This is a genomic window from Flavobacterium sp. SORGH_AS_0622, assembly GCF_030818825.1.
Taxonomy (GTDB): domain Bacteria; phylum Bacteroidota; class Bacteroidia; order Flavobacteriales; family Flavobacteriaceae; genus Flavobacterium.
This window is the reverse complement of sequence record NZ_JAUTAX010000001.1, coordinates 1,286,880-1,309,214: the sequence shown is the minus strand read 5'-3', so window position 1 is coordinate 1,309,214 and position 22,335 is coordinate 1,286,880. Positions and strand designations below refer to the sequence as shown.

The 22,335-nt window shown below is 33.4% G+C and carries 22 protein-coding genes; 18 read left to right on the top strand and 4 right to left on the bottom strand.

Annotation, left to right across the window (positions count from 1 at the left end; all coding sequences use genetic code 11):
• Position 1 precedes the first annotated feature (1 nt).
• From QE431_RS05705 to QE431_RS05620, 18 genes are all read left to right on the top strand, one after another.
• Positions 2 to 982, top strand: coding sequence for a stage II sporulation protein M (locus QE431_RS05705; RefSeq protein WP_307293654.1), 981 nt, complete (start codon positions 2 to 4; stop codon positions 980 to 982).
• Positions 983 to 991: 9 nt separating this feature from the next.
• On the top strand, positions 992 to 1,768 hold the full coding sequence (locus QE431_RS05700; RefSeq protein WP_057119108.1) for a DUF4129 domain-containing protein: 777 nt from the start codon (positions 992 to 994) through the stop codon (positions 1,766 to 1,768).
• The gene (locus tag QE431_RS05695) at positions 1,761 to 2,966 is read left to right on the top strand and encodes a DUF4350 domain-containing protein (RefSeq protein ID WP_307293648.1); all 1,206 of its coding nucleotides are present in this window, start codon (positions 1,761 to 1,763) and stop codon (positions 2,964 to 2,966) included. The genes QE431_RS05700 and QE431_RS05695 overlap by 8 nt, the downstream gene beginning before the upstream one ends.
• Before the next feature lie 97 nt (positions 2,967 to 3,063).
• Positions 3,064 to 4,074: a MoxR family ATPase gene (locus QE431_RS05690; protein WP_134140697.1), complete on the top strand. Its 1,011-nt coding sequence runs from the start codon at positions 3,064 to 3,066 to the stop codon at positions 4,072 to 4,074.
• 99 nt (positions 4,075 to 4,173) lie between these two features.
• Complete coding sequence (locus QE431_RS05685; protein WP_307293643.1) at positions 4,174 to 5,505, top strand: DUF58 domain-containing protein; 1,332 nt, start codon at positions 4,174 to 4,176, stop codon at positions 5,503 to 5,505.
• Positions 5,506 to 5,620: 115 nt separating this feature from the next.
• Positions 5,621 to 6,700: a phosphoglyceromutase gene (locus tag QE431_RS05680; protein WP_307293640.1), complete on the top strand. Its 1,080-nt coding sequence runs from the start codon at positions 5,621 to 5,623 to the stop codon at positions 6,698 to 6,700.
• Positions 6,701 to 6,744: 44 nt separating this feature from the next.
• Positions 6,745 to 7,293: a DUF2167 domain-containing protein gene (locus tag QE431_RS05675; protein WP_307293638.1), complete on the top strand. Its 549-nt coding sequence runs from the start codon at positions 6,745 to 6,747 to the stop codon at positions 7,291 to 7,293.
• Positions 7,265 to 7,678, top strand: coding sequence for a DUF2167 domain-containing protein (locus QE431_RS05670; RefSeq protein ID WP_307293637.1), 414 nt, complete (start codon positions 7,265 to 7,267; stop codon positions 7,676 to 7,678). Before QE431_RS05675 ends, QE431_RS05670 begins: the two co-directional genes overlap by 29 nt.
• Before the next feature lie 183 nt (positions 7,679 to 7,861).
• On the top strand, positions 7,862 to 8,650 hold the full coding sequence (locus QE431_RS05665; protein ID WP_307293635.1) for an RNA methyltransferase: 789 nt from the start codon (positions 7,862 to 7,864) through the stop codon (positions 8,648 to 8,650).
• A 212-nt stretch (positions 8,651 to 8,862) separates the two neighbouring features.
• Positions 8,863 to 11,085, top strand: coding sequence for a bifunctional (p)ppGpp synthetase/guanosine-3',5'-bis(diphosphate) 3'-pyrophosphohydrolase (locus QE431_RS05660; protein WP_113677967.1), 2,223 nt, complete (start codon positions 8,863 to 8,865; stop codon positions 11,083 to 11,085).
• Between the two features lie 88 nt (positions 11,086 to 11,173).
• Positions 11,174 to 11,632, top strand: coding sequence for a Fur family transcriptional regulator (locus QE431_RS05655; protein WP_057119866.1), 459 nt, complete (start codon positions 11,174 to 11,176; stop codon positions 11,630 to 11,632).
• A gap of 96 nt (positions 11,633 to 11,728) precedes the next feature.
• Entirely contained in the window at positions 11,729 to 13,000 is a 1,272-nt protein-coding gene (locus tag QE431_RS05650; protein WP_057119127.1) for an adenylosuccinate synthase, read from the top strand.
• A gap of 52 nt (positions 13,001 to 13,052) precedes the next feature.
• On the top strand, positions 13,053 to 13,637 hold the full coding sequence (locus tag QE431_RS05645; RefSeq protein WP_057119130.1) for an NUDIX domain-containing protein: 585 nt from the start codon (positions 13,053 to 13,055) through the stop codon (positions 13,635 to 13,637).
• A 103-nt stretch (positions 13,638 to 13,740) separates the two neighbouring features.
• Entirely contained in the window at positions 13,741 to 14,628 is an 888-nt protein-coding gene (locus QE431_RS05640) for a L,D-transpeptidase (RefSeq protein ID WP_307293626.1), read from the top strand.
• A 431-nt stretch (positions 14,629 to 15,059) separates the two neighbouring features.
• Positions 15,060 to 15,650 carry a TetR/AcrR family transcriptional regulator gene (locus QE431_RS05635; protein WP_057119134.1) on the top strand — a complete coding sequence of 197 codons (591 nt, stop codon included), beginning with the start codon at positions 15,060 to 15,062 and terminating at the stop codon, positions 15,648 to 15,650.
• Between the two features lie 56 nt (positions 15,651 to 15,706).
• Positions 15,707 to 16,846 (top strand): NAD(P)/FAD-dependent oxidoreductase, encoded by a 1,140-nt coding sequence (locus QE431_RS05630; RefSeq protein WP_307293621.1) that lies wholly within the window; start codon positions 15,707 to 15,709, stop codon positions 16,844 to 16,846.
• Between the two features lie 68 nt (positions 16,847 to 16,914).
• Complete coding sequence (locus tag QE431_RS05625; protein WP_057119139.1) at positions 16,915 to 17,283, top strand: DUF6547 family protein; 369 nt, start codon at positions 16,915 to 16,917, stop codon at positions 17,281 to 17,283.
• Between the two features lie 8 nt (positions 17,284 to 17,291).
• A complete protein-coding gene (locus QE431_RS05620) occupies positions 17,292 to 17,582 on the top strand; it encodes an RNA polymerase alpha subunit C-terminal domain-containing protein (RefSeq protein WP_134140685.1) in 291 nt (96 codons plus the stop codon).
• Between the two features lie 62 nt (positions 17,583 to 17,644).
• Here the strand turns inward: QE431_RS05620 and guaB are convergent, their stop codons facing one another.
• From guaB to QE431_RS05600, 4 genes are all read right to left on the bottom strand, one after another.
• Entirely contained in the window at positions 17,645 to 19,117 is a 1,473-nt protein-coding gene (guaB, locus tag QE431_RS05615; protein WP_057119143.1) for an IMP dehydrogenase, read from the bottom strand.
• A 189-nt stretch (positions 19,118 to 19,306) separates the two neighbouring features.
• Positions 19,307 to 20,707: a DUF5723 family protein gene (locus QE431_RS05610; RefSeq protein WP_307293612.1), complete on the bottom strand. Its 1,401-nt coding sequence runs from the start codon at positions 20,705 to 20,707 to the stop codon at positions 19,307 to 19,309.
• A complete protein-coding gene (locus tag QE431_RS05605) occupies positions 20,704 to 21,255 on the bottom strand; it encodes a hypothetical protein (protein ID WP_307293610.1) in 552 nt (183 codons plus the stop codon). Before QE431_RS05605 ends, QE431_RS05610 begins: the two co-directional genes overlap by 4 nt.
• Positions 21,256 to 21,331: 76 nt before the next feature.
• Complete coding sequence (locus QE431_RS05600) at positions 21,332 to 22,198, bottom strand: hydroxymethylglutaryl-CoA lyase (RefSeq protein ID WP_307293607.1); 867 nt, start codon at positions 22,196 to 22,198, stop codon at positions 21,332 to 21,334.
• Between the last annotated feature and the right edge of the window lie 137 nt (positions 22,199 to 22,335).

The following is a 22,335-nucleotide window of genomic DNA, read 5'->3' as shown; positions in this document are numbered from 1 at the left end:
AATGAGAGAAATCGCCTTTATAAAACAAAACAAAGAAAAATGGCTCGAATTTGAGCTGGCAATTTTTGGTAAAGCTAAAAAAAATCCTGATGAATTAGCTAATTTATACATTCAAATGATGAATGATTTGTCGTACGCTCAAACGTATTACCCTAAAAGTAAAACGGTTGTCTACTTGAATCATCTTGCCTCTCAAATTTATCAGAAGATTTACAAAACCAAACGAACAGACAGAAATCAGATTATTGATTTTTTTAAAATTGATGTTCCGCTTTTGGTCTACGAGTACAAAAGGTATTTGCTTTATGCATTTGCTTTATTTTTTGTGACGGTTTCTATTGGAGTACTTTCTGCCCGTTACGATCAAGATTTTGTTCGTTTAATTTTAGGAGACGAATATGTCAATATGACGCTGGAAAACATCAAAAAAGGCAATCCAATGGCCGTCTACAGTTCTGGAAGCAATTGGGGAAGTTTTATTGGCATTACTGTCAACAATCTTTTTGTTGGTGCTCGATGCTATTTTTATGGAATTTTTGCTGGTATCGGAACTTTTAATATTTTCCTTCAAAACTGTATTATGCTGGGTTCATTTCAGTATTTCTTTTACGAGCAAGGCGTTTTCTGGAAAAGCGTTCGAGGAATTTGGATTCATGGTTCTATGGAAATTTTTGCTATTGTGATAGAAACAACTGCTGGATTTATTTTAGGTGCCTCAATCCTATTTCCTAAAACCTTTTCCAGAATAAATTCATTTAAGATTGGATTTAAAAACAGTTTTAAAATATTTTTAAGTACTTTTCCATTCACGATAAGTGCTGGATTTTTAGAAGGTTTCATTACCAGATATTCTATCGATATGCCCAATTGGTTAAGCATTTTTATTATTCTGGTTACACTTGCGATTATCTCATTCTATTACTTGATTTATCCTTTTATTGTGCACAAAAAAATACATTCTTTAACCGCCAAAAATCTTTAAGACCAAGTAATGACAAGATTATTATTTATTTTATCTTTTCTTTTTTGCTGCGGCGTTTCTAAGGCTCAGGATTCAATTGTTATACCACAGGATCCACCAAAAATTGCTGGAATTAAATATACTGAAAAGGACATTCAAATTGATTCGAATTCTGTCGAAGCGAAACATTTTGAGAAAAATTTCAAAAAAAAATACACTGATCCAGAATTTATCTACGAATATAAAGCGCCGGAAAAAAGCTGGTGGGATCATTTTATGCATTGGCTGGCTGGAGTATTTGCAAGTCTTTTCAATTTCAAAAGCGTTAAAACCTCACTGACTTTTGTTGGTATTTTATTTCGGATTTTAGCCGTTTTAATAGTTATTGTATTGATTTACTTGATAGCAAGGAGTCTGACAAAACAAGATGGGAGATGGATTTTTGGAAAAAATGCCAATAAGAAAGCGATCTTTTATTCTGATGCCGAAAAAAATATCCATCTTTTAGATTTCGAAAAATTAATAAAAGAGAGTATCGAAGCTGGCGAAAGAAGAATTGCTGTACGATATTATTATCTGTGGCTTTTAAAAGTAATGGCTCAGCATAATTATATTGAATGGGATATCGAAAAAACAAATTCAGATTACTTATACGAGTTACAGCAGCCTGCTCATAAAGAAGAGTTTACCTATCTTTCTTATTTGTATAATTACATTTGGTACGGCGAATTTGAAATTGATGATGCAATATTCCAAAAAACTGAAAACAGATTTAAAAAAGCTTTAAAAACCTTCGGCAATGGATAAAAATATGAAAATCTACATTGCGATTCTGGTTTTAATATTAGGCATCGTATTATTAACAGACAAGGGACAGCAAAAACCAATTGACTGGACTCCTACTTATTCTGTCAATGATAAAATTCCGTTTGGATTATACATTTTTGACCATGAAGTTAACGGCTTTTTTAAGAAACAAAAAATCCAAAAAATTTCAACAGAAACGCCTTATGAGTATCTAGATTCTCAATATGATGAAAATGAAAATGTAGAGAATTATAAAATTAAAGGTACTTTCATCAATATTTCTGAAGCCAATAATATTGACGATCAATCTATAAAAGAGATTTTATATTTTGTTTCGCATGGAAATAAGGCTTTTTTAAGCATGAGAGCATTTCCAAAATTATTACTGGATTCTTTAAAAGTAGAATTAAAAACAGATTTTATGCCATCTGAAAATGTTTCAATCTGGATGGCCAATAAAAAAGTCAGCACAAAAAAATATACTTTTAATACTGGTTTAAGCGATTACTTTTCTAAAATAGATACTCTAACTACAAAAGTTTTGGGCTATCAAAACAGCAATAAAAATAAAAGACAAATTAATTTTATTGAAGTTCCTTATAAAAATGGATATGTCTATTTGCATACGCAGCCGGTAGCGTTTACAAATTATAACCTGCTGAAAAAAGACCATTATCAATATGCCGAAAATGTTTTGTCGTACTTTACAAAAGGAGATATATTTTGGTACAATAAAAGTCTTAACGATAAGCGAATTTCAAATTCTCCGATGCGCTATATTTTATCGCAGCCAGCTTTAAAATGGGCATGGTATTTAGCTTTACTTGGTATTTTGATTTTTATGATCTTTAATGCAAAACGTAAGCAGCGTATTGTGCCAATTATAAAACCATTGCAGAATTTAACGGTTGATTTTACCAAAACCATTGGGAATTTATATTATCAGGAAGGAGATCACACTAATATTATTGATAAAAAGATTATTTATTTCCTAGAGAAAATCAGAACCGATTATTTGATTGATACGTCAAAATTAGACGATGATTTTATCAAAAAATTGCATTATAAAACAGGCAAAGACGAAAAAGACATTCAAGAACTTATCGACTTAATAAACAATCACAGAAAGAGTTATCACGGAAGTCTGGAAGAAGATTTAATCCGAATAAATACAGCAATAGAAAAGATTTTACATTAATATTTTAGCCACATATTAAAAGATTAACAGAGATTAGTCAAAATCATTTTAATCCTTTAATCTGTGGCAAAAAACAAATAAAAAAAACACCAAAATTATGGACGATATCAATACATCAAACGAAATCACAAATGAAAATGTGAATTTTGAAACCAGAATTAATTTAGGACCTCTTTTAGAGCACGTAAATACAATCAAAAAAGAGATTGAAACTGTAATTGTCGGGCAGCATAAAATGGTGGACCAGCTTTTGGTTGCAATTTTGTCAAACGGACATGTTCTTTTGGAAGGTGTTCCTGGAGTTGCGAAAACTATCACAGCCAAATTATTATCAAAAACATTAAACATTGGTTTCAGCAGAATTCAATTTACGCCAGATTTAATGCCTTCTGATATTTTAGGAACTTCAATTTTTAATCTAAAAACTTCAGAATTTGAATTCAAAAAAGGACCAATTTTCTCTAATTTAATTTTAATTGATGAGATAAATCGTGCTCCTGCCAAAACACAAGCGGCGCTTTTTGAAGTTATGGAAGAACGTCAAATTACAATCGACGGATCTGGTTATCAATTAGAAACGCCGTTTTTGGTAATTGCAACCCAAAACCCAATCGAGCAAGAAGGAACTTATCGTCTTCCAGAAGCGCAATTAGACCGTTTTCTTTTCAAAATCACTATCGATTATCCAAAATTAAATGAAGAGATTTTGATCATTCAAAGAGAACATTCTTTACAAGATCATGGAAAACTAGATGCGATAAAAACAATTCTTTCTTCTGATGAAATCAAAGAATATCAAGGTTTGGTCAAGCAAATTAGAGTCGAGCAAAATTTATTAGAATACATTGCAAGAATCGTGGTTAATACGCGCGAAAATGCCTTTTTATATTTAGGAGCTTCTCCTCGTGCTTCGATCGCTATTTTGAATGCTGCTAAAGGTTTTGCCGCCATCCGAGGACGTGATTTTGTTACGCCAGAAGATATTAAAGAAGCTGCGATTCCTGTTTTACAGCATCGTGTTATTGTAACGCCAGAACGTGAAATGGAAGGTATTACAAGCTCAGAAATTATTAAACAAATTATCGAAACTGTAGAAATCCCAAGATAATTGTTAATTATAAATTGTTAATGGTTAATGGTTAATGGTTAATGTTGGGACAAACTTGAAACTTGAAACCTGAAACCTGAAACTTGAAACATCGAACAAATGAAGTTCATAAAAAGTCTATATCTGAATAATTTCTTCTTCTATGTGCTTTTAGGCATAATAGGATTGTTTGTTTGTGCTTTTATTTTTCCGAATCTTTATAATGCGGTTTGGCTTATTGTTTTAGGTTTGGTGACTTTTTTAGGTCTTGATATCCTGATTTTATATTTGGCAAGAACTGGACTTGAAGCAGAAAGAATTACGCCGGAAAAATTATCTAATGGAGATTTAAATCCTATTCGAATCAACTTAAAAAATCATTACAATTTTACTGTTTCGGTTAAGATAATTGATGAAATTCCGTTTCAGTTTCAAGTTCGTGATTTCAAGATTGTAAAATCGATCAAAGCATCAACGCAAAAAGAAATTAGCTACGAGCTTCGCCCGACAGAACGAGGCGAATATCATTTTGGAGCTTTAAATGTCTATGTTTCTTCGCCTTTAAAACTAATTGCTAGAAGATTTGCTTTTGACAAAGACCAAATGGTTCCGACGTACCCATCTTATATTCAGTTAAGAAAGTACGATTTAATCGCTTTTTCTAATAATCTTTTTCAATACGGAATTAAAAAAATCCGCCGAATTGGACACACAATGGAATTTGAACAGATTAAAGAATATGTGCAAGGCGATGATTTAAGAACATTAAACTGGAAAGCTACTGCCAAAAGAAATTCTTTGATGGTCAATCAGTTTCAAGACGAAAAATCACAAACTGTTTATATGGCAATTGACAAAGGCCGTGTCATGCAAATGCCTTTTGACGGATTAAGTTTATTAGATTATGCGATAAATTCGGCTTTAGTTTTATCAAATGTCATTCTGAAAAAACAAGATAAGGCAGGACTTTTTTCATTTTCTAAAAAAGTAGAAAACAGAGTTTTTGCTGAAAGAAGAGGTTCTCAAATGCAGAAAATCCTAGAAACTTTATACAATGTAAAAACCGATTTTTTCGAAAGCGATTACAGCCGATTATATGTTGATATTAAGAAAAATATCAATCAAAGAAGTTTAATTATTCTGTATACCAATTTTGAAACAATGGACGGATTGAATCGTCAGTTACCTTATTTAAAAGGAATTGCTAAAAGTCATTTATTGGTTGTTGTTTTCTTTCAAAATACAGAACTGAATTCGATCATCAATAAAAAAACAGCTACGATTCAGGAAGTTTATGACAAAGTGATTGCAGAAAAATTTATGTTCGAAAAACGATTAATCGTAAACGAACTTAAAAAATACGGAATCCATTCGGTTTTGACACAGCCTGAGAATCTTACGCTTGACGCCATTAATAAATATTTGGAAATTAAGTCGAGAGGGATTTTGTAGATTTCTCTTCTATTAATTTAAAGTTACCTTACGTTATCCCGTAAAAATTAATTGATTAAATTACTTAGTTTTGAAAAAAATCAAAAAGATTCAATGTAATTTCAATTAATAAAAAATGAAAAAAATCATCCCAATTCTGTTCATTTTATTAAGCTTTAAATCTCTGGCACAAAAAACAGAAAACATAATCATCATTACTACAGATGGTTTTAGATGGCAGGAAGTTTTTAAAGGACTTGACCCTGCGATTGCCAATGACAAAAAATTCAATCAGGGAGACAGCGCCTATATTTATAAAAAATATGCTAATGCCGATATCAAAGAAGCACGTAAAAAACTAATGCCTTTTTTCTGGTCAGAAATAGTTACAAAAGGTCAGATTTATGGAAATCGAGATTTAGGAAACAAAGTTGATGTTGCCAATCCGTATTGGTTTAGTTATCCTGGCTACAGCGAAATTATGACCGGAAACGTTGACCTGAAAGTGAATTCAAACGGCTACAAAGCCAATCCTAATGTAAATGTATTAGAGTTCTTGAACCAGCAGTCGAAACTAAAAGGAAAAGTTGCAGCTTTTGGTGCTTGGGATGCTTTCGATAGAATTCTGAATGAAGAAAGAAGCGGGTTTCCTGTCATTTCTGCCTTTGATAAAGTTGGCGGTAATAAACCTACATCGGCTCAAAAATTACTAAATGAAATGCGTGACAACTCCTATAAGCCTTTCCATCAGGATGAATGTCTCGATGTTTTTACGCATTATCAGGCAATGGATGAACTTAAAACGAAAAAGCCAAAAGTATTGTACATCGCGTATGGCGAAACCGATGAATGGGCACATCATGCACAATATCGTTCGTATTTAGACGCTGCAAACCAAGTCGATAAATGGATCGAGGAAATTTGGAATTTTGTTCAAAATGACCCGCAGTACAAAAACAAAACTACTTTATTTATAACGGTTGACCACGGCCGAGGCGACAAAGTAAAAGCACAATGGACAGACCATGGTTCAGACGTTCCTGGTGCATCTGAAATTTGGTTTGCTGCAATGGGACCTGAAATTGCTCCAAAAGGCGAAATTAAAACCGACTCTCAAGTGTATCAAAAACAATTTGCTCAGACTTTAGCAAAAATTATGGGATACGATTTTAAAACGTCCCATCCTGTAGAAAAAGAAATTTCAGAATTATTCTAACGAAACCAAAAACCCAAAATAATTAACCATTTTAAACCAATTCAATGAAAAAAACATTACTAGTCGTTTTGTTATGGACGATCTCTATTTTCAAAATGGCTGCACAACAGCCGGACACGCTCACAGCTTATTACGACAAAATTGAAAAATCCTTCAATTACGAATCGGGAAAAATTACACTTCCTGAAGGCGACGGAACTTTAAATGTTCCTAAAGGTTTCAAGTTTTTAAATGCAGAGCAAACCCAAAATGTTCTAAGTAATTTATGGGGAAATCCAGAGGATAAATCCATTCTGGGTTCATTAGTTCCTGACGGAAAAGGTGTCACACACATGGACAGCTGGATGTTTGTAATCAGCTATCAAGGTGATGGTTATGTAAAAGATGATGATGCCGATGATATTGATTATGATGATCTTTTTAAAACTATGAAAGAAGATGTTGCAACTGCAAATGTAGAGCGAAAAAACGCTGGTTATCCTGAAGTTCAATTAATTGGATGGGCTTCTAAACCTTTTTACGACAACAAGTTAAAAGTACTTCACTGGGCAAAAGAATTGCAGTTTGGCGTTGATAAAAACCACACTTTATAACTACGATTTAAGAGTTCTGGGAAGAAAAGGAATGTACAATATTTCGGCTGTTGCTGGTGTAAATCAGTTAGAAGAAGTAAAAGCAAGTATTCCTGGAATTATCAAAAGTGTTGAGTTTAATGATGGAAACAAATATTTAGATTTTGATGCCGATACAGACACAGTCGCTGCTTGGACAATTGGCGGTTTAGTTGCTGGAAAAGTATTAGCAAAAGTTGGATTTTTCGCCATTTTAGCAAAATTCGGAAAGTTCATCGTAATCGGAATTATTGCCGCTTTTGCAGCCGTAAAGAAATTTCTTTTTGGTAGCAAAGACCAAGTTGTTGCTAGACCTGCAGAAGAAGAAACTGCACTTTTAGAAGAAAATAATTCTACAGAAGAATAGTTTTTTGCCGCGAATTTCACGAATTTACACGAATTCATTTTTGCATTACTGCGAGAAAAAATTAGTGGAAATTCGTGAAATTCGCGGCAAACTTTTTTATAAGACTTACAAGGTTTTAAAAACCTTGCAGGAAGAAAAAAACTCTGTACCTTTGCCCCTCTGCAACTTTGAGCCTTTAAAAAAATGAAACAAATCACTTCAATTCAAAATCCGTTTATAAAATCTTTGGTTTTACTTCAAGAAAAATCCAAAGCCAGAAAACAAACCGGAACATTTTTGATTGAAGGTTTACGAGAAATTTCATTAGCAATAAAAGGCGGTTACGAAATTGAAACGGTATTATTTTTACCAGATTTAGTTTCTGAAACCGAAATCAACAAACTGATCAAGAATCCGTTTCAAATTATCGAAATCAATAAAGAAGTTTATCAAAAACTGGCTTATCGCGATACCACCGAAGGAATTTTAGCTGTAGCTAAAACCAAATCGCTGCAATTATCCGATTTAAAATTATCGGAAAACCCATTAATTCTAGTTGTTGAATCGCTGGAAAAACCAGGAAATATTGGAGCAGTTTTACGTACTGCAGACGCAGCTAATTTAGATGCTGTTTTAATTGCTAATCCAAAGAGCGATTTATACAATCCGAATATTGTGCGTTCAAGTGTGGGCTGTCTTTTTACCAATCAAATTGCAACAGGAACAACTTCTGAAATTATTGCTTTTTTAAAAGAAAAAAAGATTAATTTCTACAGCGCAACGCTACAAAATTCAACATCTTATCATACTCAAGATTTTACAACTCCAACCGCTTTGGTTGTGGGTACAGAAGCAACTGGTCTAACGCAGGAATGGCGAGATAATGCTACTCAAAATATTATTATTCCAATGCAGGGCGAAATTGACAGCATGAATGTTTCTGTCGCTGCCGCGATTTTAATTTTTGAAGCGAAGCGCCAGAGAGGATTCTGATTTTAGATTTTGGTCCCGAAGCCTCGGGATAGATTTTAGATTTTCTAAAAGTCGCGTCGCTCCTTTTTGGAATTTGGGATTTAAAAAATTTGGAATTTTACCCCTTCAAAAATCTACAATCTTTCCCGAGGCTTCGGGACTAAAATCTACAACCGCAAAACCTTGTGTATATAGAAACTAATTCTTATTTTTAGTACTTGAACTATGCCGTTATGACAGAAATAGATATTGAAAAAGAAAATAAAGCTATTGCGCAGGAATACAAGGAATTACTTCGAATAAGTTACCAAACTTTAAGCCCAGCTGATAAAAAATTAATTCGAAAAGCTTTTGATGTTGCCGTTGATGCCCACAAAGAGCAGAGACGCAAATCGGGAGAAGCGTATATCTTTCATCCTATTGCAGTTGCAAAAATTGTTGCCTCAGAGATTGGTCTGGGAGCGACCTCTATCGCCGCGGCCTTATTACACGATGTTGTAGAAGATACTCCAATTACAGTTGAAGATATTGAGCGATTATTTAATCCGAAAGTAGCACAATTGGTTGAAGGTCTTACTAAGATTTCGTTAGTTCAAAAAGACTTAAATGCTTCAATGCAGGCTGAGAATTTCAGAAAAATGATTCTGACATTGAATGATGATGTCCGCGTAATTTTGATCAAATTGGCCGATCGTCTTCATAATATGCAGACAATGGATTCGATGGCGGAATATAAACAAACCAAAATCGCATCTGAAACTTTATATATTTATGCTCCTTTAGCCCACCGTTTGGGACTTTATAACATAAAAACCAAACTTGAAGATTTAGGTTTAAAATATACCGAACCTGCAGTTTATAATGATATTGTCAGTAAAATTCGTGAAACCAAGGAAGAACAAGATGCTTACATCAAAGATATTTCTGATGTTTTAAAGAAATCTCTAGACAATGAAGGCATTGATTATATCATCAAAGGCCGACCAAAATCTATTTATTCTATCCGTAGAAAAATGCGTGCTCAAAATGTAAGCTTTGATGAAGTTTACGACAAATTTGCACTTAGAATCGTTTATAAATCGGATGCCCACGATGAAAAATTTGTGGCATGGAAAATCTATTCAATCGTAACCGATCATTACAGACCAAGCCCGAGCCGTTTGCGTGATTGGATTTCGTCACCAAAATCTACCGGTTACGAAGCACTTCACATTACAGTAATGGGTCCGAAAGGACGCTGGGTTGAAGTTCAGGTTCGAAGCGAACGTATGGACGAAATTGCTGAGAAAGGATATGCTGCACATTATAAATATAAAAATGGAGCAACAGAAGAAAGTGGCTTAGATGTTTGGCTGAATCTTTTGAGAGAAGCATTAGAAAACCCTGAAACCAATGCAGTAGATTTTGTTGAAGATTTCAAAATGAATTTATATTCAAAAGAAATTTTCATTTTTACGCCAAAAGGAGAAATCAAATCACTGCCTAAGGGAGCGACTTCTTTGGATTTTGCTTTTAGCATTCACTCTGAAATCGGAATTAAGACTCGAGGAACACGTGTAAACGGAAGATTAGTTCCTTTGAATTACGAACTTAAAAGTGGTGATCAGGTTGAAGTAATTACTTCTCCAAATCAGAAACCAACGGTAAACTGGCTGGAATACGTAACGACTTCTAGAGCAAAAAATAAGATCAAGAATGTTCTGAACGAGAACACTAAAAAGATCGCAGAAGAAGGAAAAGAATTGCTTGTTAGAAAACTGAAACATTTAAAAATTACTTTTAACGAACAGGTTACAAACGAGTTAGTTAACTTTTTTAAACTCAAAACGAGCTTAGATTTATTTTATAGAGTCGGAATCGGCGCGATTGAAAATCAGCAGTTAAAAGATTATGCCGCTCAGAAAAGCAATTCTTTTATCAATTTCTTTAAAAATAAAATCAAAAGAAATAAAGATACCACTGCAGCTGAGGATATTCATAAACCAGTTATCAGCAGCAATTACGACATGCTGGTTTTTGGAACTGAACATGACAAACTCGATTACAAACTTTCGCAATGCTGTAACCCTATTCCTGGTGACGATGTTTTTGGTTTTGTGACTATTAATGAAGGAATTAAAGTACATAAAAAAGATTGTCCAAACGCAATTGGAATGCAGTCTAATTATGCGTATCGAATCATGAGCGCCAAATGGATTGACTCTTCGCAAGAGGAATTCAAAGCGATTATCAATATTACGGGAATGGATGTTTTAGGACTTACCAACCAATTGACAAGAGTAATTTCGAACAATATGAGCGTAAATATCCAGAGTATTTCGCTGAGTACAGATGCAGGAATTTTTCACGGTCAGATTGCTGTAATTGTAAAAAATAACACCATTTTGAAGAAAATGATTAATGCAATTAAGAAAATTGACGGAGTTGATAAAGTTACCAGAGAATACAGAACCTAACTTTTTAACCTATCTATAAGGGTTTTATAACTAAACTTTAAACCCGAAACTTTTATTGATTAAAAATAAAAATTTATCTTTGCCGGATATGACACTCATTTCAACTGACAACACTAAAAATCAAGAAATTGTAAAAAACGTATTTACAATGTATCTTGAACAAAAAGGGCATCGCAAAACTCCTGAGCGTTATGCTATACTTCAGGAAATTTACGACAGCGAGGAACATTTTGACATAGAAAATCTTTATATCAAAATGAAAAACAAAAACTATCGTGTGAGTAGAGCTACTTTGTACAACACGATTGAGTTATTGTTAGACTGTGCTTTGGTTAGAAAACATCAATTTGGGCAAAATCAAGCTTACTACGAAAAATCATATTTCGACAAACAGCACGATCACATTATCATGACTGATTCTGGCGAAGTAATTGAATTTTGTGACCCAAGAATTCAAACCATCAAAAAAACAATCGAAGAAATATTTGATATCGAAATTACGAATCACTCACTTTATTTCTACGGAAACAAAAAAGAAAAACAATAATCCAGAAAGGAATTATTCAAAAAAAATAAAAAAAAGAAAAATTAACTACATAATCAGTAGGACAACTTAGATTGTCCCAACGCAAATTAAAACAGAATGACCGTAGATTTATTACTAGGATTACAATGGGGAGATGAAGGTAAAGGAAAAATTGTTGACGTTCTTACCTCAAATTATGATATTATTGCACGTTTTCAAGGAGGACCAAATGCAGGACATACATTAGAATTTGACGGAATTAAACACGTACTTAGAACAATTCCTTCTGGAATTTTTCATAAAAATTCAGTAAATATCATCGGAAATGGTGTTGTAATTGACCCAGTAGTTTTTCAAAAAGAAATTGAAGGTTTAGAAAAATTCAACCTTGACATCAAAAGTAAATTGATCATTTCTAGAAAAGCGCATTTAATTTTACCAACACACCGTTTGCTTGACGCTGCTTCTGAAGCATCAAAAGGAAAAGCAAAAATTGGTTCTACACTTAAAGGTATTGGACCAACTTACATGGACAAAACTGGTAGAAATGGTTTGCGTGTTGGAGATATCGAATTAGAAGACTTCAAAGAGCGTTACAGAGCATTAGCAGACAAACACGAAGCTATGATTGCTTTTTACGACGTTAATATTCAATATAATTTAGCTGAATTAGAAAAAGAATTCTTCGAAGCTATTGAAGAGCTTAAAAAATTAGATTTTATTGATAGTGAAGAATACATGCACCAAGCTCAAAAAGCTGGTAAATCTATTCTTTGCGAAGGTGCTCAGGGATCTTTATTAGATGTTGATTTCGGAACTTATCCTTTCGTAACTTCATCAAACACTACTGCTGCTGGAGCTTGTACTGGTCTAGGAATTGCTCCTAACAAAATCAAAGAGGTTTACGGAATTTTCAAAGCTTACGTTACACGTGTAGGAAGCGGACCTTTCCCAACTGAACTTTTTGACGAAGTTGGTGCTACAATGGCAAGAGTTGGTAACGAATTTGGATCTGTAACAGGAAGACAAAGACGTTGCGGATGGTTAGATTTAGTAGCATTAAAATATGCTGTACAAGTAAATGGAGTTACTCAGTTAATGATGATGAAAGGTGATGTACTTTCTGGTTTTGAAACTTTAAAAGTTTGTACTGAATACAACTACAAAGGACAAAATATCTCTCATTTCCCTTACAACATTGAACCAGAAAATGTTACTCCAATTTACAAAGAGTTTAAAGGATGGAAGCAAGATTTAACAGGACTTACAACTTACGATCAATTACCTGTTGAGCTAAAAGAATATATTGAGTTTATTGAGAAAGAAATCGAAGTGCCAATCAAAATTGTATCGGTTGGACCTGATAGAAAACAAACAATAACAAAATAATACATTTAAAAACGCTCTGATAATCAGGGCGTTTTTTTTGAATAATATTGATATGAGAAAAAATCCAGAAATTGAGATTACCGAAACCAAGTTATTATCAGATAACTGGTATGTATTAAATAAAGTTACTTTTAACTATAAAAAGGAAAACGAAAAAATAGAATCGCACATACGAGAAGTATATGACCGTGGGAATGGCGCTGGTATCTTATTATATAATTCTGCTAAAAAAACAGTTATACTAACCAGACAATTTCGTTTACCAACTTATCTTAACGGAAACAAAACTGGAATGATGATTGAGGTTTGCGCTGGACTTTTGGATAAAGATAATGCTGAACAAGCTATAATTCGTGAAACAGAAGAAGAAACAGGATATCGCTTAAAAAAAGTCCAAAAAGTGATCGAAACTTATATGTCACCTGGATCTGTAACTGAGATTTTATATCTTTTCGTTGGAGAATATGACGAAAGTATGAAAGTAAGTTCTGGAGGAGGATTAGATGCCGAACAGGAAAATATCGAAGTTTTAGAATATACTTTTGATGAAGCTTACAAAATGATTGAATCTGGAGAAATTACAGATGCTAAGACTATTTTGCTTTTACAACATGCTAAAATAAAAGGTTTGATTTAATTATAGGTTTCACTCAAATGTAAATCAAACAAACAATTCAAAAAATTATGTAACCCTTTTCAGCTATCACATTTATAACTTTACAATCATAAAAATACAACCTATGAAAAAGTTATATTACACAGCAAACGCGTTACTTATTTTGATATTGACTTTAGCAGTTTCCTGCAAAAAAAGCGACACAATCAATTTAACAGAAAATAACAAAACTACTAAAAAAGCAATTGAGTATAAAAAACCCAAATCTGCTATTACATATAAAGTTGAAAACAGTAAAGACTGGCTGAAAATTAATGAAGCTGACAGCAGTAAAATGGATATTGTATATGCACTAAACAGGACTGATAAAGCCAACTTTAAAAAACTAGATTCTGTTGTAATTCCTGGAGATTTTACTGGCGATTTAGTATATTATCTTCCATTTCCATTGCATGTTTCAGCTTTACAGGAAGTTTCCAAGATTATTCTTTTTTCATATCCGACACAAACTTTTGCCGCTTACGAAAATGGCGAGTTAGTTTACACAGGGCCAACAAATATGGGAAGAAAAAAAGATCCTACACCAACTGGACTATTTTTCACGAATTGGAAAGCAGAAAAAACTACCAGTACATTTAATGACGAATGGGATTTGAAATGGAATTTCAATATCGAAAATAAACTTGGAGTTGGTTTTCACCAATATGAACTGCCAGGTTATCCTGCCTCGCATTCTTGTTTAAGATTATTAGAGAAAGATGCTAAATACCTTTACAAATTTGCTGATGAATGGATTTTAAAAGACAAGGAAAATGTAAAAGTAAAAGGAACTCCAGTTGTAGTTTTTGGAAGCTATGATTTTGACGGACCAAAACCTTGGCTAAAATTAGCCACTGATCCCGAAGCTTTAAAAATATCAGAATCGGAAATTGAAACTCAGGTAAAACCATTTCTAAAAGAGATCCTAGAAAATCAAAATCTAAGAGAAGCCGAGCCAACAAAAACTATGTAAAATATATTTATTTAGTAAAAAAGTCAGCTGAAACGATTAAATATTGTTTCAGCTGACTTTTTTTATGCCTTTCAAAATTACAAAGTATTCGGCTAAAGCCTTTCCCCTATTTTTTCCAAAATCTCCAGCCAAAGCTGGAGCCTATTCAATTGATTATAGCCAATCGCACAAAACCTCAAACAAAATCATCAACCACGAACAAATCAACCTTTAATAATCAATAACCAATCATTATCCATTATCCATTATCCATTAACCATTAACCATTAACCACCAACCATTAACCACCAACCATCAACCACCAACCATCAACCACCAATAAAACCTCAGTCCCTCAGCACCCTTGTCTCTCTGCACCTATAAAAATAATAAATAAGCGATCGTTCATTTATTATTTATTTATATCTTTGCATCATAATTAATTTAGAATTATGAGGACAAGAGATATTAACAAAGAAGAAATTGTAAAACAGAAAGCAATAGAAATGATTGTTAAGCAAGGCGTTGAAGGTTTTGGAATGAACCGTTTAGCAAAAGAATGTGGGGTTTCTGTTGCTACGCTTTACATTTACTACTCAGATAAAGAAGATTTGATCCGGAAGATTGGAATTGAAATTGGCAGTAATCTTTTCAATAAAATGCTTAACGGGTTTTCTCCAGAAATGTCTTTTAAAGACGGATTGAGAAATCAATGGGAAAATCGGATTGACTTCCTGCTTAATTTTACTTTAGAAGCAACTTGTTTTGAACTCTTGAAACACTCTACTTACGGTGATGCAATTTTAGCAGAAATTACCGGCGAATTTAAACAAACTATGTCACAATTTATGCTTTCTTCAATTGAAAAAAAAGAACTTGTTCCTGTCACTTTTGAAGTTTTTTGGAGCATTGCTTACGGTTCACTTTATTCTCTTTTAGAACTTCATAGAGAGGGAAAATCGATGTCTGGAAAATCTTTTGTACTTAATGACGATCTAAAAAATGAAACTTTTAATTTGGTTTTAAAAGCACTGACACCTTAACATTATCAAAATGCAATTTTAAATTTCAATATCATATTAAATTCAATTTTAATAAAATGAAAACTTCAATTATAGAAAATAAAAAAATAGCCATTATTGGCGGCGGTCCTGTTGGACTTACAACTGCCCGAATTTTACAAATAAATGGTGCCGATGTTACGGTTTATGAAAGAGATATAAATGCTCAAGCTCGAACTTCGGGCGGAACGCTTGATATACATTCAAATTCTGGTCAGTTGGCAATTCAAAAAGCAGGCTTAATGGAGGAATTTCTTAAATATGCCCGACCGACTGGCGAAAAAATGGCCGATATGGACGGAAATATAACATCTGACGAAATGCCAGATGAAACAAATACTTTTTCACGCCCAGAAATTGACCGAAATGATCTCCGAAAAATAATGCTGGATAATCTTGAAGAAAATACAGTTGTCTGGAACAGTCAATTAATTAATATTGAAAAAACTGAAAATCAATATTTTTTAGAATTCAAAAATGGAAAAACTGCAGTCGCTGATTTCGTAATTGTGGCAAACGGAGGAAGATCGAATGCTAGAAAATTTGTAAGCGATCAAGAACCGCAGCTTTCTGGAACCTATATAATTCAGGGAGAAATATCAAATCCAGATCAAGAGTATCCTGAATTTAAACCTAAGTATGGTAACGGAAATGTGATGGCAATGGGTGATCATAAAATGTTTTACACCCATACCATGCGAGATGGATCAGTACATTTCGGGGTTTCTTTTAAAGCCGATGAAAACTGGATTCTGAACAACGGAATTGATTTTGAAGATGATCAAGCTGTAATTTCATTTTTAAACGAAAAGTTTAAAAACTGGGGAGACGATTATAAAAAATTCTTTACTGCTTCTAGTGAATTTTCAGGTTTACCTTTAAGATTGTTTTCACTAGAAGAACCTTGGAAACAACATTCTAACATTACTCTTGTCGGCGATGCAGCGCATTTAATGCCGCCGTTTGCAGGTGAAGGTGTAAACATGGGATTATTTGATGCTTATCATTTAACTAAAAACCTAACCGAAGGAAAATTCGAAACAATTGACGATGCAATTGCTGATTACGAGAAAAAGATGTTTGGTTATGCTCTAGAAGCACAGCGTATGACGAAGAAAATGGAAGATTTACTGCATTCTGATATTGTTGCACAAGATATTTTAGATAGCAGGTTTTAATAATTATGAAATTAATTTGAGTATTTTTCAATAATTTTGAAAGATTGAAACTATAATCAAAGATTAAAATGTCAAAACAATCGCTCGATATTTTTGGAGAATTCTTAGTTAAAAATTTAAGAGACAATGGAATTGAAAATGCAGAAACCCTTTTAAACAATAAATCTAAAGCGCCTTCAAATTTAAAAATACAAACTGAAATTAGTAAATTTAATGAATCACAAAAAGAGTTAATCAAAGAAATTATTATTAAAAGTATTGATACAGCAATTCATAATTTTCTTTTTTCATTACAAGAATTGGCTGATTTTGAAAACAATATTCAAATATCAGTAAATGGGGAAAACATCGTTGAACTTAGCGATGGAATTCATGGGGAATCTTATTCAGAAGATGGATGGAATGCTAAATTTAGTAAGTACAAATCAAAAGAATAAATTCAAAAATGACTTCTTCAGAAAATAATAGAACTTGCAAAAAAGGGCATCGCTATACCAAAACTAGTGACTGCCCTACTTGTCCTATTTGCGAAGCGCAGAGAAAACCAAAATCAGGACTTTTATCTGTTCTATCAGCTCCCGCTCGAAGAGCTTTAGAAAGTAAAAATATAAATACGGTCGAAGATTTATCTAAGTATAGTCAAGCAGAAATTTTATCTTGGCATGGAATTGGTCCAAGCAGCATTCCAAAATTATTAGAAGAATTAAAAAAGAATGGTATTAGTTTTAAAGATTAACAACTAAAAAAGGCGTAAGAACTAAATCTTACGCCTTTTGCTTTTATATAAAAAACTAAAAATTATCTAGAATAATTTGGAGCTTCTTTTGTAATAGTTACGTTATGTGGATGACTTTCAGTGATTCCGCTTGAAGTAATTCTAACGAAACGTCCAGATTCTTGTAAAGTTGGAATATCTTTTGAACCACAGTATCCCATTCCAGCACGAAGACCTCCAATAAATTGAAGCATACTTTCGTTTAATTCACCTTTATAAGGAACACGTCCAACAATTCCTTCTGGAACTAATTTTTTAACATCGTCTTCAACATCTTGGAAATAACGATCTTTAGAACCTGTCTGCATAGCTTCAACAGACCCCATTCCGCGGTAAGATTTGAATTTTCTTCCTTCGAAAATGATAGTTTCACCTGGAGATTCTTTTGTTCCTGCTAATAATGACCCTAACATTACACAGTCAGCACCGGCAGCAATTGCTTTAGGAATATCACCTGTATAACGAATTCCACCATCAGCAATAACTGGAACTCCAGTTCCTTTAATAGCTGCAGCAACTTCTAAAACTGCTGAGAATTGAGGAAAACCAACACCCGCAACAATACGTGTAGTACAGATAGAACCAGGACCGATTCCAACTTTCACACCGTCAGCACCGTTTTCTACTAAATATTTAGCAGCTTCTGGTGTTGCGATGTTTCCAACAATAACATCTATTTGAGGGAATTTTGATTTTACTTCTTTTAATGTGTTTACCACACCTTCTGTATGTCCGTGCGCTGTATCGATAATGATTGCATCTACACCTGCATTTACCAAAGCTTCAGCTCTTTGAACTGCATCTCCAGTAACTCCAATAGCAGCAGCAACTCTTAAACGACCAAATGAATCTTTGTTAGCGATTGGTTTTTGAGTCAGTTTTGTAATATCTCTAAACGTAATTAAACCAACTAATTCGTTTTTCTCGTTTACAACTGGTAATTTTTCGATTTTATGACCTTGTAATACCACTTCTGCCTGCTCTAATGAAGTTCCTTCAGAAACAGTTACTAAATTTTGGCTTGTCATAACCTCAGCGATTGGTCTTGCTCCATTTTTCTCGAAACGTAAGTCACGATTGGTAACAATTCCTTTAAGGATTTTGTTTTCGTCAACGATTGGAATACCACCGATTCCAAATTCTTTCATGGCATTTTTAGCGTCAGCGATTGTAGAGTTCATTGGTAATGTTACCGGATCGATAATCATTCCTGCTTCAGCACGCTTTACTTTTCGAACTTTTCCTGCCTGTTGTTCGATAGTCATATTTTTATGTAAAACACCTATTCCGCCTTCTTGCGCCATAGCAATTGCCATTGCACTTTCGGTAACAGTATCCATAGCAGCAGATACAATCGGAACGTTTAATGTAATGTTTCTTGAGAATTTTGATTTGATACTCACTTCGCGGGGAAGCACATTCGAGTAGTTAGGTACTAATAATACATCGTCGTAAGTTAAACCTTCGCCGATAATCTTGGAGTTGTGTGCTATCATGTTGCAATTTCTAGTTGAATTGCGTGCAAATATAGTGAATAAATTGGAAACTTGAATACTAACTTATTCATAAATTTAACTTTACAAGAATAGTTTTACAAATTTATGATTTCAAATTCCAATCTTTTGAAATCCCAAATTCCAAATCAAATTGTAATTTGGAATTTAGAAAATTGATTTTTTTTTTAATTAATCTTCTCGATCTTGGAATACAAAATTTATTCCGATCTGGAATGCCGCGCTTCTGGCTTTGGACAAATCTTTGTATTCGAGAATATTATTTACCAAAGCATAAAGATTGACCGAACCAATTGTTCCCGCCAGTCCTAATCCGATATTTTTGTTTGAAAATGTATCAAAAGTATAAGTCGCCTTTAGATCTAATTTTCTAAAAATATTTCTTCTATAAAAAGCAGTCAAAGCAACTAAAGGTTCACGTGGCGTTGTCATGGCAAAAAGCTGTGCTCCTACTGCATTTTTATAATATTTTTCGACTTGTCCTCTGCAATTACATTCGTCATCTGGACGCGCTTCTCCAAATGAATATTGAATTGAGGAATAAAATTTTGTAGGACGCCAAGTTGTATATTTGTTATAAAGTGTCTCTTCTGGTATGGCTTCTTTAAATTCATCAAAAACATTTTCTGGGTTATCAGTACCCATAAAATCGGGATTTACACCATTGTATTGATACGTTCCCTTGTAGGTTCGTGTTTCAATATCTTTTGTCTGCCTTATAAAACCTAGATCAACTATACTTGCTGTAAGCTGTAAATTTTCTTTAATATAATAGGTAATTCCAGCATCTAATCCGAGTCCTAAACTTCCGTTAAAGAAGGTATTATGCGCAATGTCTTTGGCTACATTTCCTTCGTATTCATCTTTTGTGAATTTAGAAATTCCAGAAGTTTTTAATTCCAAATTGGAAGAAATGATTTGATTGTATAAATTTGGAGTTCCAGCAGTTTGTCCTGTATAAATGTAACCTGAATTTTTTGTCGAAGTAGCATTTGCACCACTTGAATAGATTTTGGCTCGTCCTCCATAAACAAATTTGTCACTTACTTTTTTATGATATCCGACATGAAATACAGAAAGCACCTCAGCTTTAGCACTTATATCTCCCAGATTAAATGATTTTCCGATGTAATCTCTATTTCCGTTTAACGCCAATAAAGCCGGGTCTTTTGGAACGTACATAAAAAAATCAAATTCCTGATACAATCCGAACGAAACATACGAACGGCTTTCTCTGCCTCCAACTCTAAATCCACCAGAGAATATTTCTAACTGTTGATTGGTTACTACTTTATCATTACTAGACGATCTATTAATTACGTCTCGAACTTTTTGATTAAAATCTACTCCATTATCGGCAAATAAATCATACGCCGAAAAGCTGTTAGAACCTACATTGGCAGAAACTCCAGATAGAACTGGAAAACCAAAATAGTATTTATACGATACGTCGGCTCCAGGATTTACAAGAGACGATTGCGGAATAGAAGTGAAATTATACAACAGTTCTTTATTTTGACAAAAACAAGAAAGCTGAAAAACGATACAGAAAATCAGATATATTTTTCTCATTCGATCACTAAATAAGCTGTTGCACTTGATCTCAATTTTAAATTTCCTAAACTTTCATTATTTAATGGCGGCCCAGCGGCAATTATAACAACAAAACCGATTTTTGTGGTTTGCTTTAAAAGATTTAATCGCTCGTTTTCAAACACTTCTGTCGGATATTTTATAACATTCGTCGTTCCTTGATAAGCCGGAACGGTATAAGAGATAGTTTGTAATATTTGATTATCATCGTTCATCAACAGCAGATTCACAACAAAAGTTCGATCAATATTATTCTCAATTTCGAAATTAAATTCTGCTTTCTTCAAACGGTTGGTAAAAAAACTATCTTTAAAAACGTCAAAGCTTCTGGTATCAAAAGCAACATTAGTTCCGCCATCATCTATAAGCTGATTAGCAGGAATATCAAAATAAGCAAGGTTTGCTACAAGGACTGGTTCTAACTTCAAATCTTTTACCTGATCAAAATCCAAATCACTTGAACAGGAAAAAAATAAAAAAGCCAAAAGAATTATGCTTGAAATTTTACGCGAAGAATTCGATTTCATGACAAAAATTATATAATAATAAATGTAACGCTTAATGCTTACAATCATTATCTAAGGTAAGAAAAATAACTATTTTTTAATGAAACTTTCCGAACAATTTTGAAGCTTCATTATAAGCACTTTCAAAACTTAGAGCGTTTAAACCTGTAATTTTCTTATTAGCAGTAAAGTAAGAAATTAGTTTTTCTGTCGGCATATTTCCAGTTAATTTATCGGTTGCCATGGGACAGCCTCCAAAACCTTGTATTGCACCGTCAAAACGAGTACAGCCTGCTTTTGCGGCCGCGTCGATTTTCTCAAACCAGCTTTCTGGTGTTGTATGCAGGTGAGCACCAAATTCTATTTGAGGATATTTCGGGATTAAATGCGAAAACAAATACGTAATAACATCTGGCGTAGAACTCCCAACAGTATCTGAAAGTGATAGAATCTTTACTCCCATTCCTGCAAGTTTTTCTGTCCATTCACCTACAATTTCAACATTCCAAGGATCTCCGTAAGGATTTCCAAAACCCATTGAAAGATAGGTAACTACTTCTTTGTTTTTCTTAGAAGCAACTTCTAAAATTTCTTCCAGCGTAACCAAAGATTCTGTAATCGTTTTATGTGTATTACGCATCTGGAAATTCTCGGAAATAGAAAACGGAAATCCTAAATATTGAATCTGCTCATATTCTGATGCTTTAACCGCTCCTTGTGTATTGGCAATTATAGAAAGCAGTTTACTTGATGTTTGAGACAAATTAAGCTGGGCTAAAACCTCGGCAGTATCCTGCATCTGCGGAATAGCTTTTGGAGAAACAAAACTTCCAAAATCAATAGTATCAAAGCCTACTCTAAGCAAAGCTTGTATGTAGGATACTTTATTTTTGGTCGGAATAAAATCCCTAATGCCCTGCATGGCATCTCTAGGGCATTCAATAATTTTTATTTCTTTATTCAAAGCTTACTCATTTGTAAAAGGCTAAGTTAGTTTCTTTTTTAAATAAATAAAAGATAATTTTAGATAATACAGTTATTACCTAATATGGTAATAGAAATAATTATTACCGAAAACCGTAATAATTTAAAATATTACCA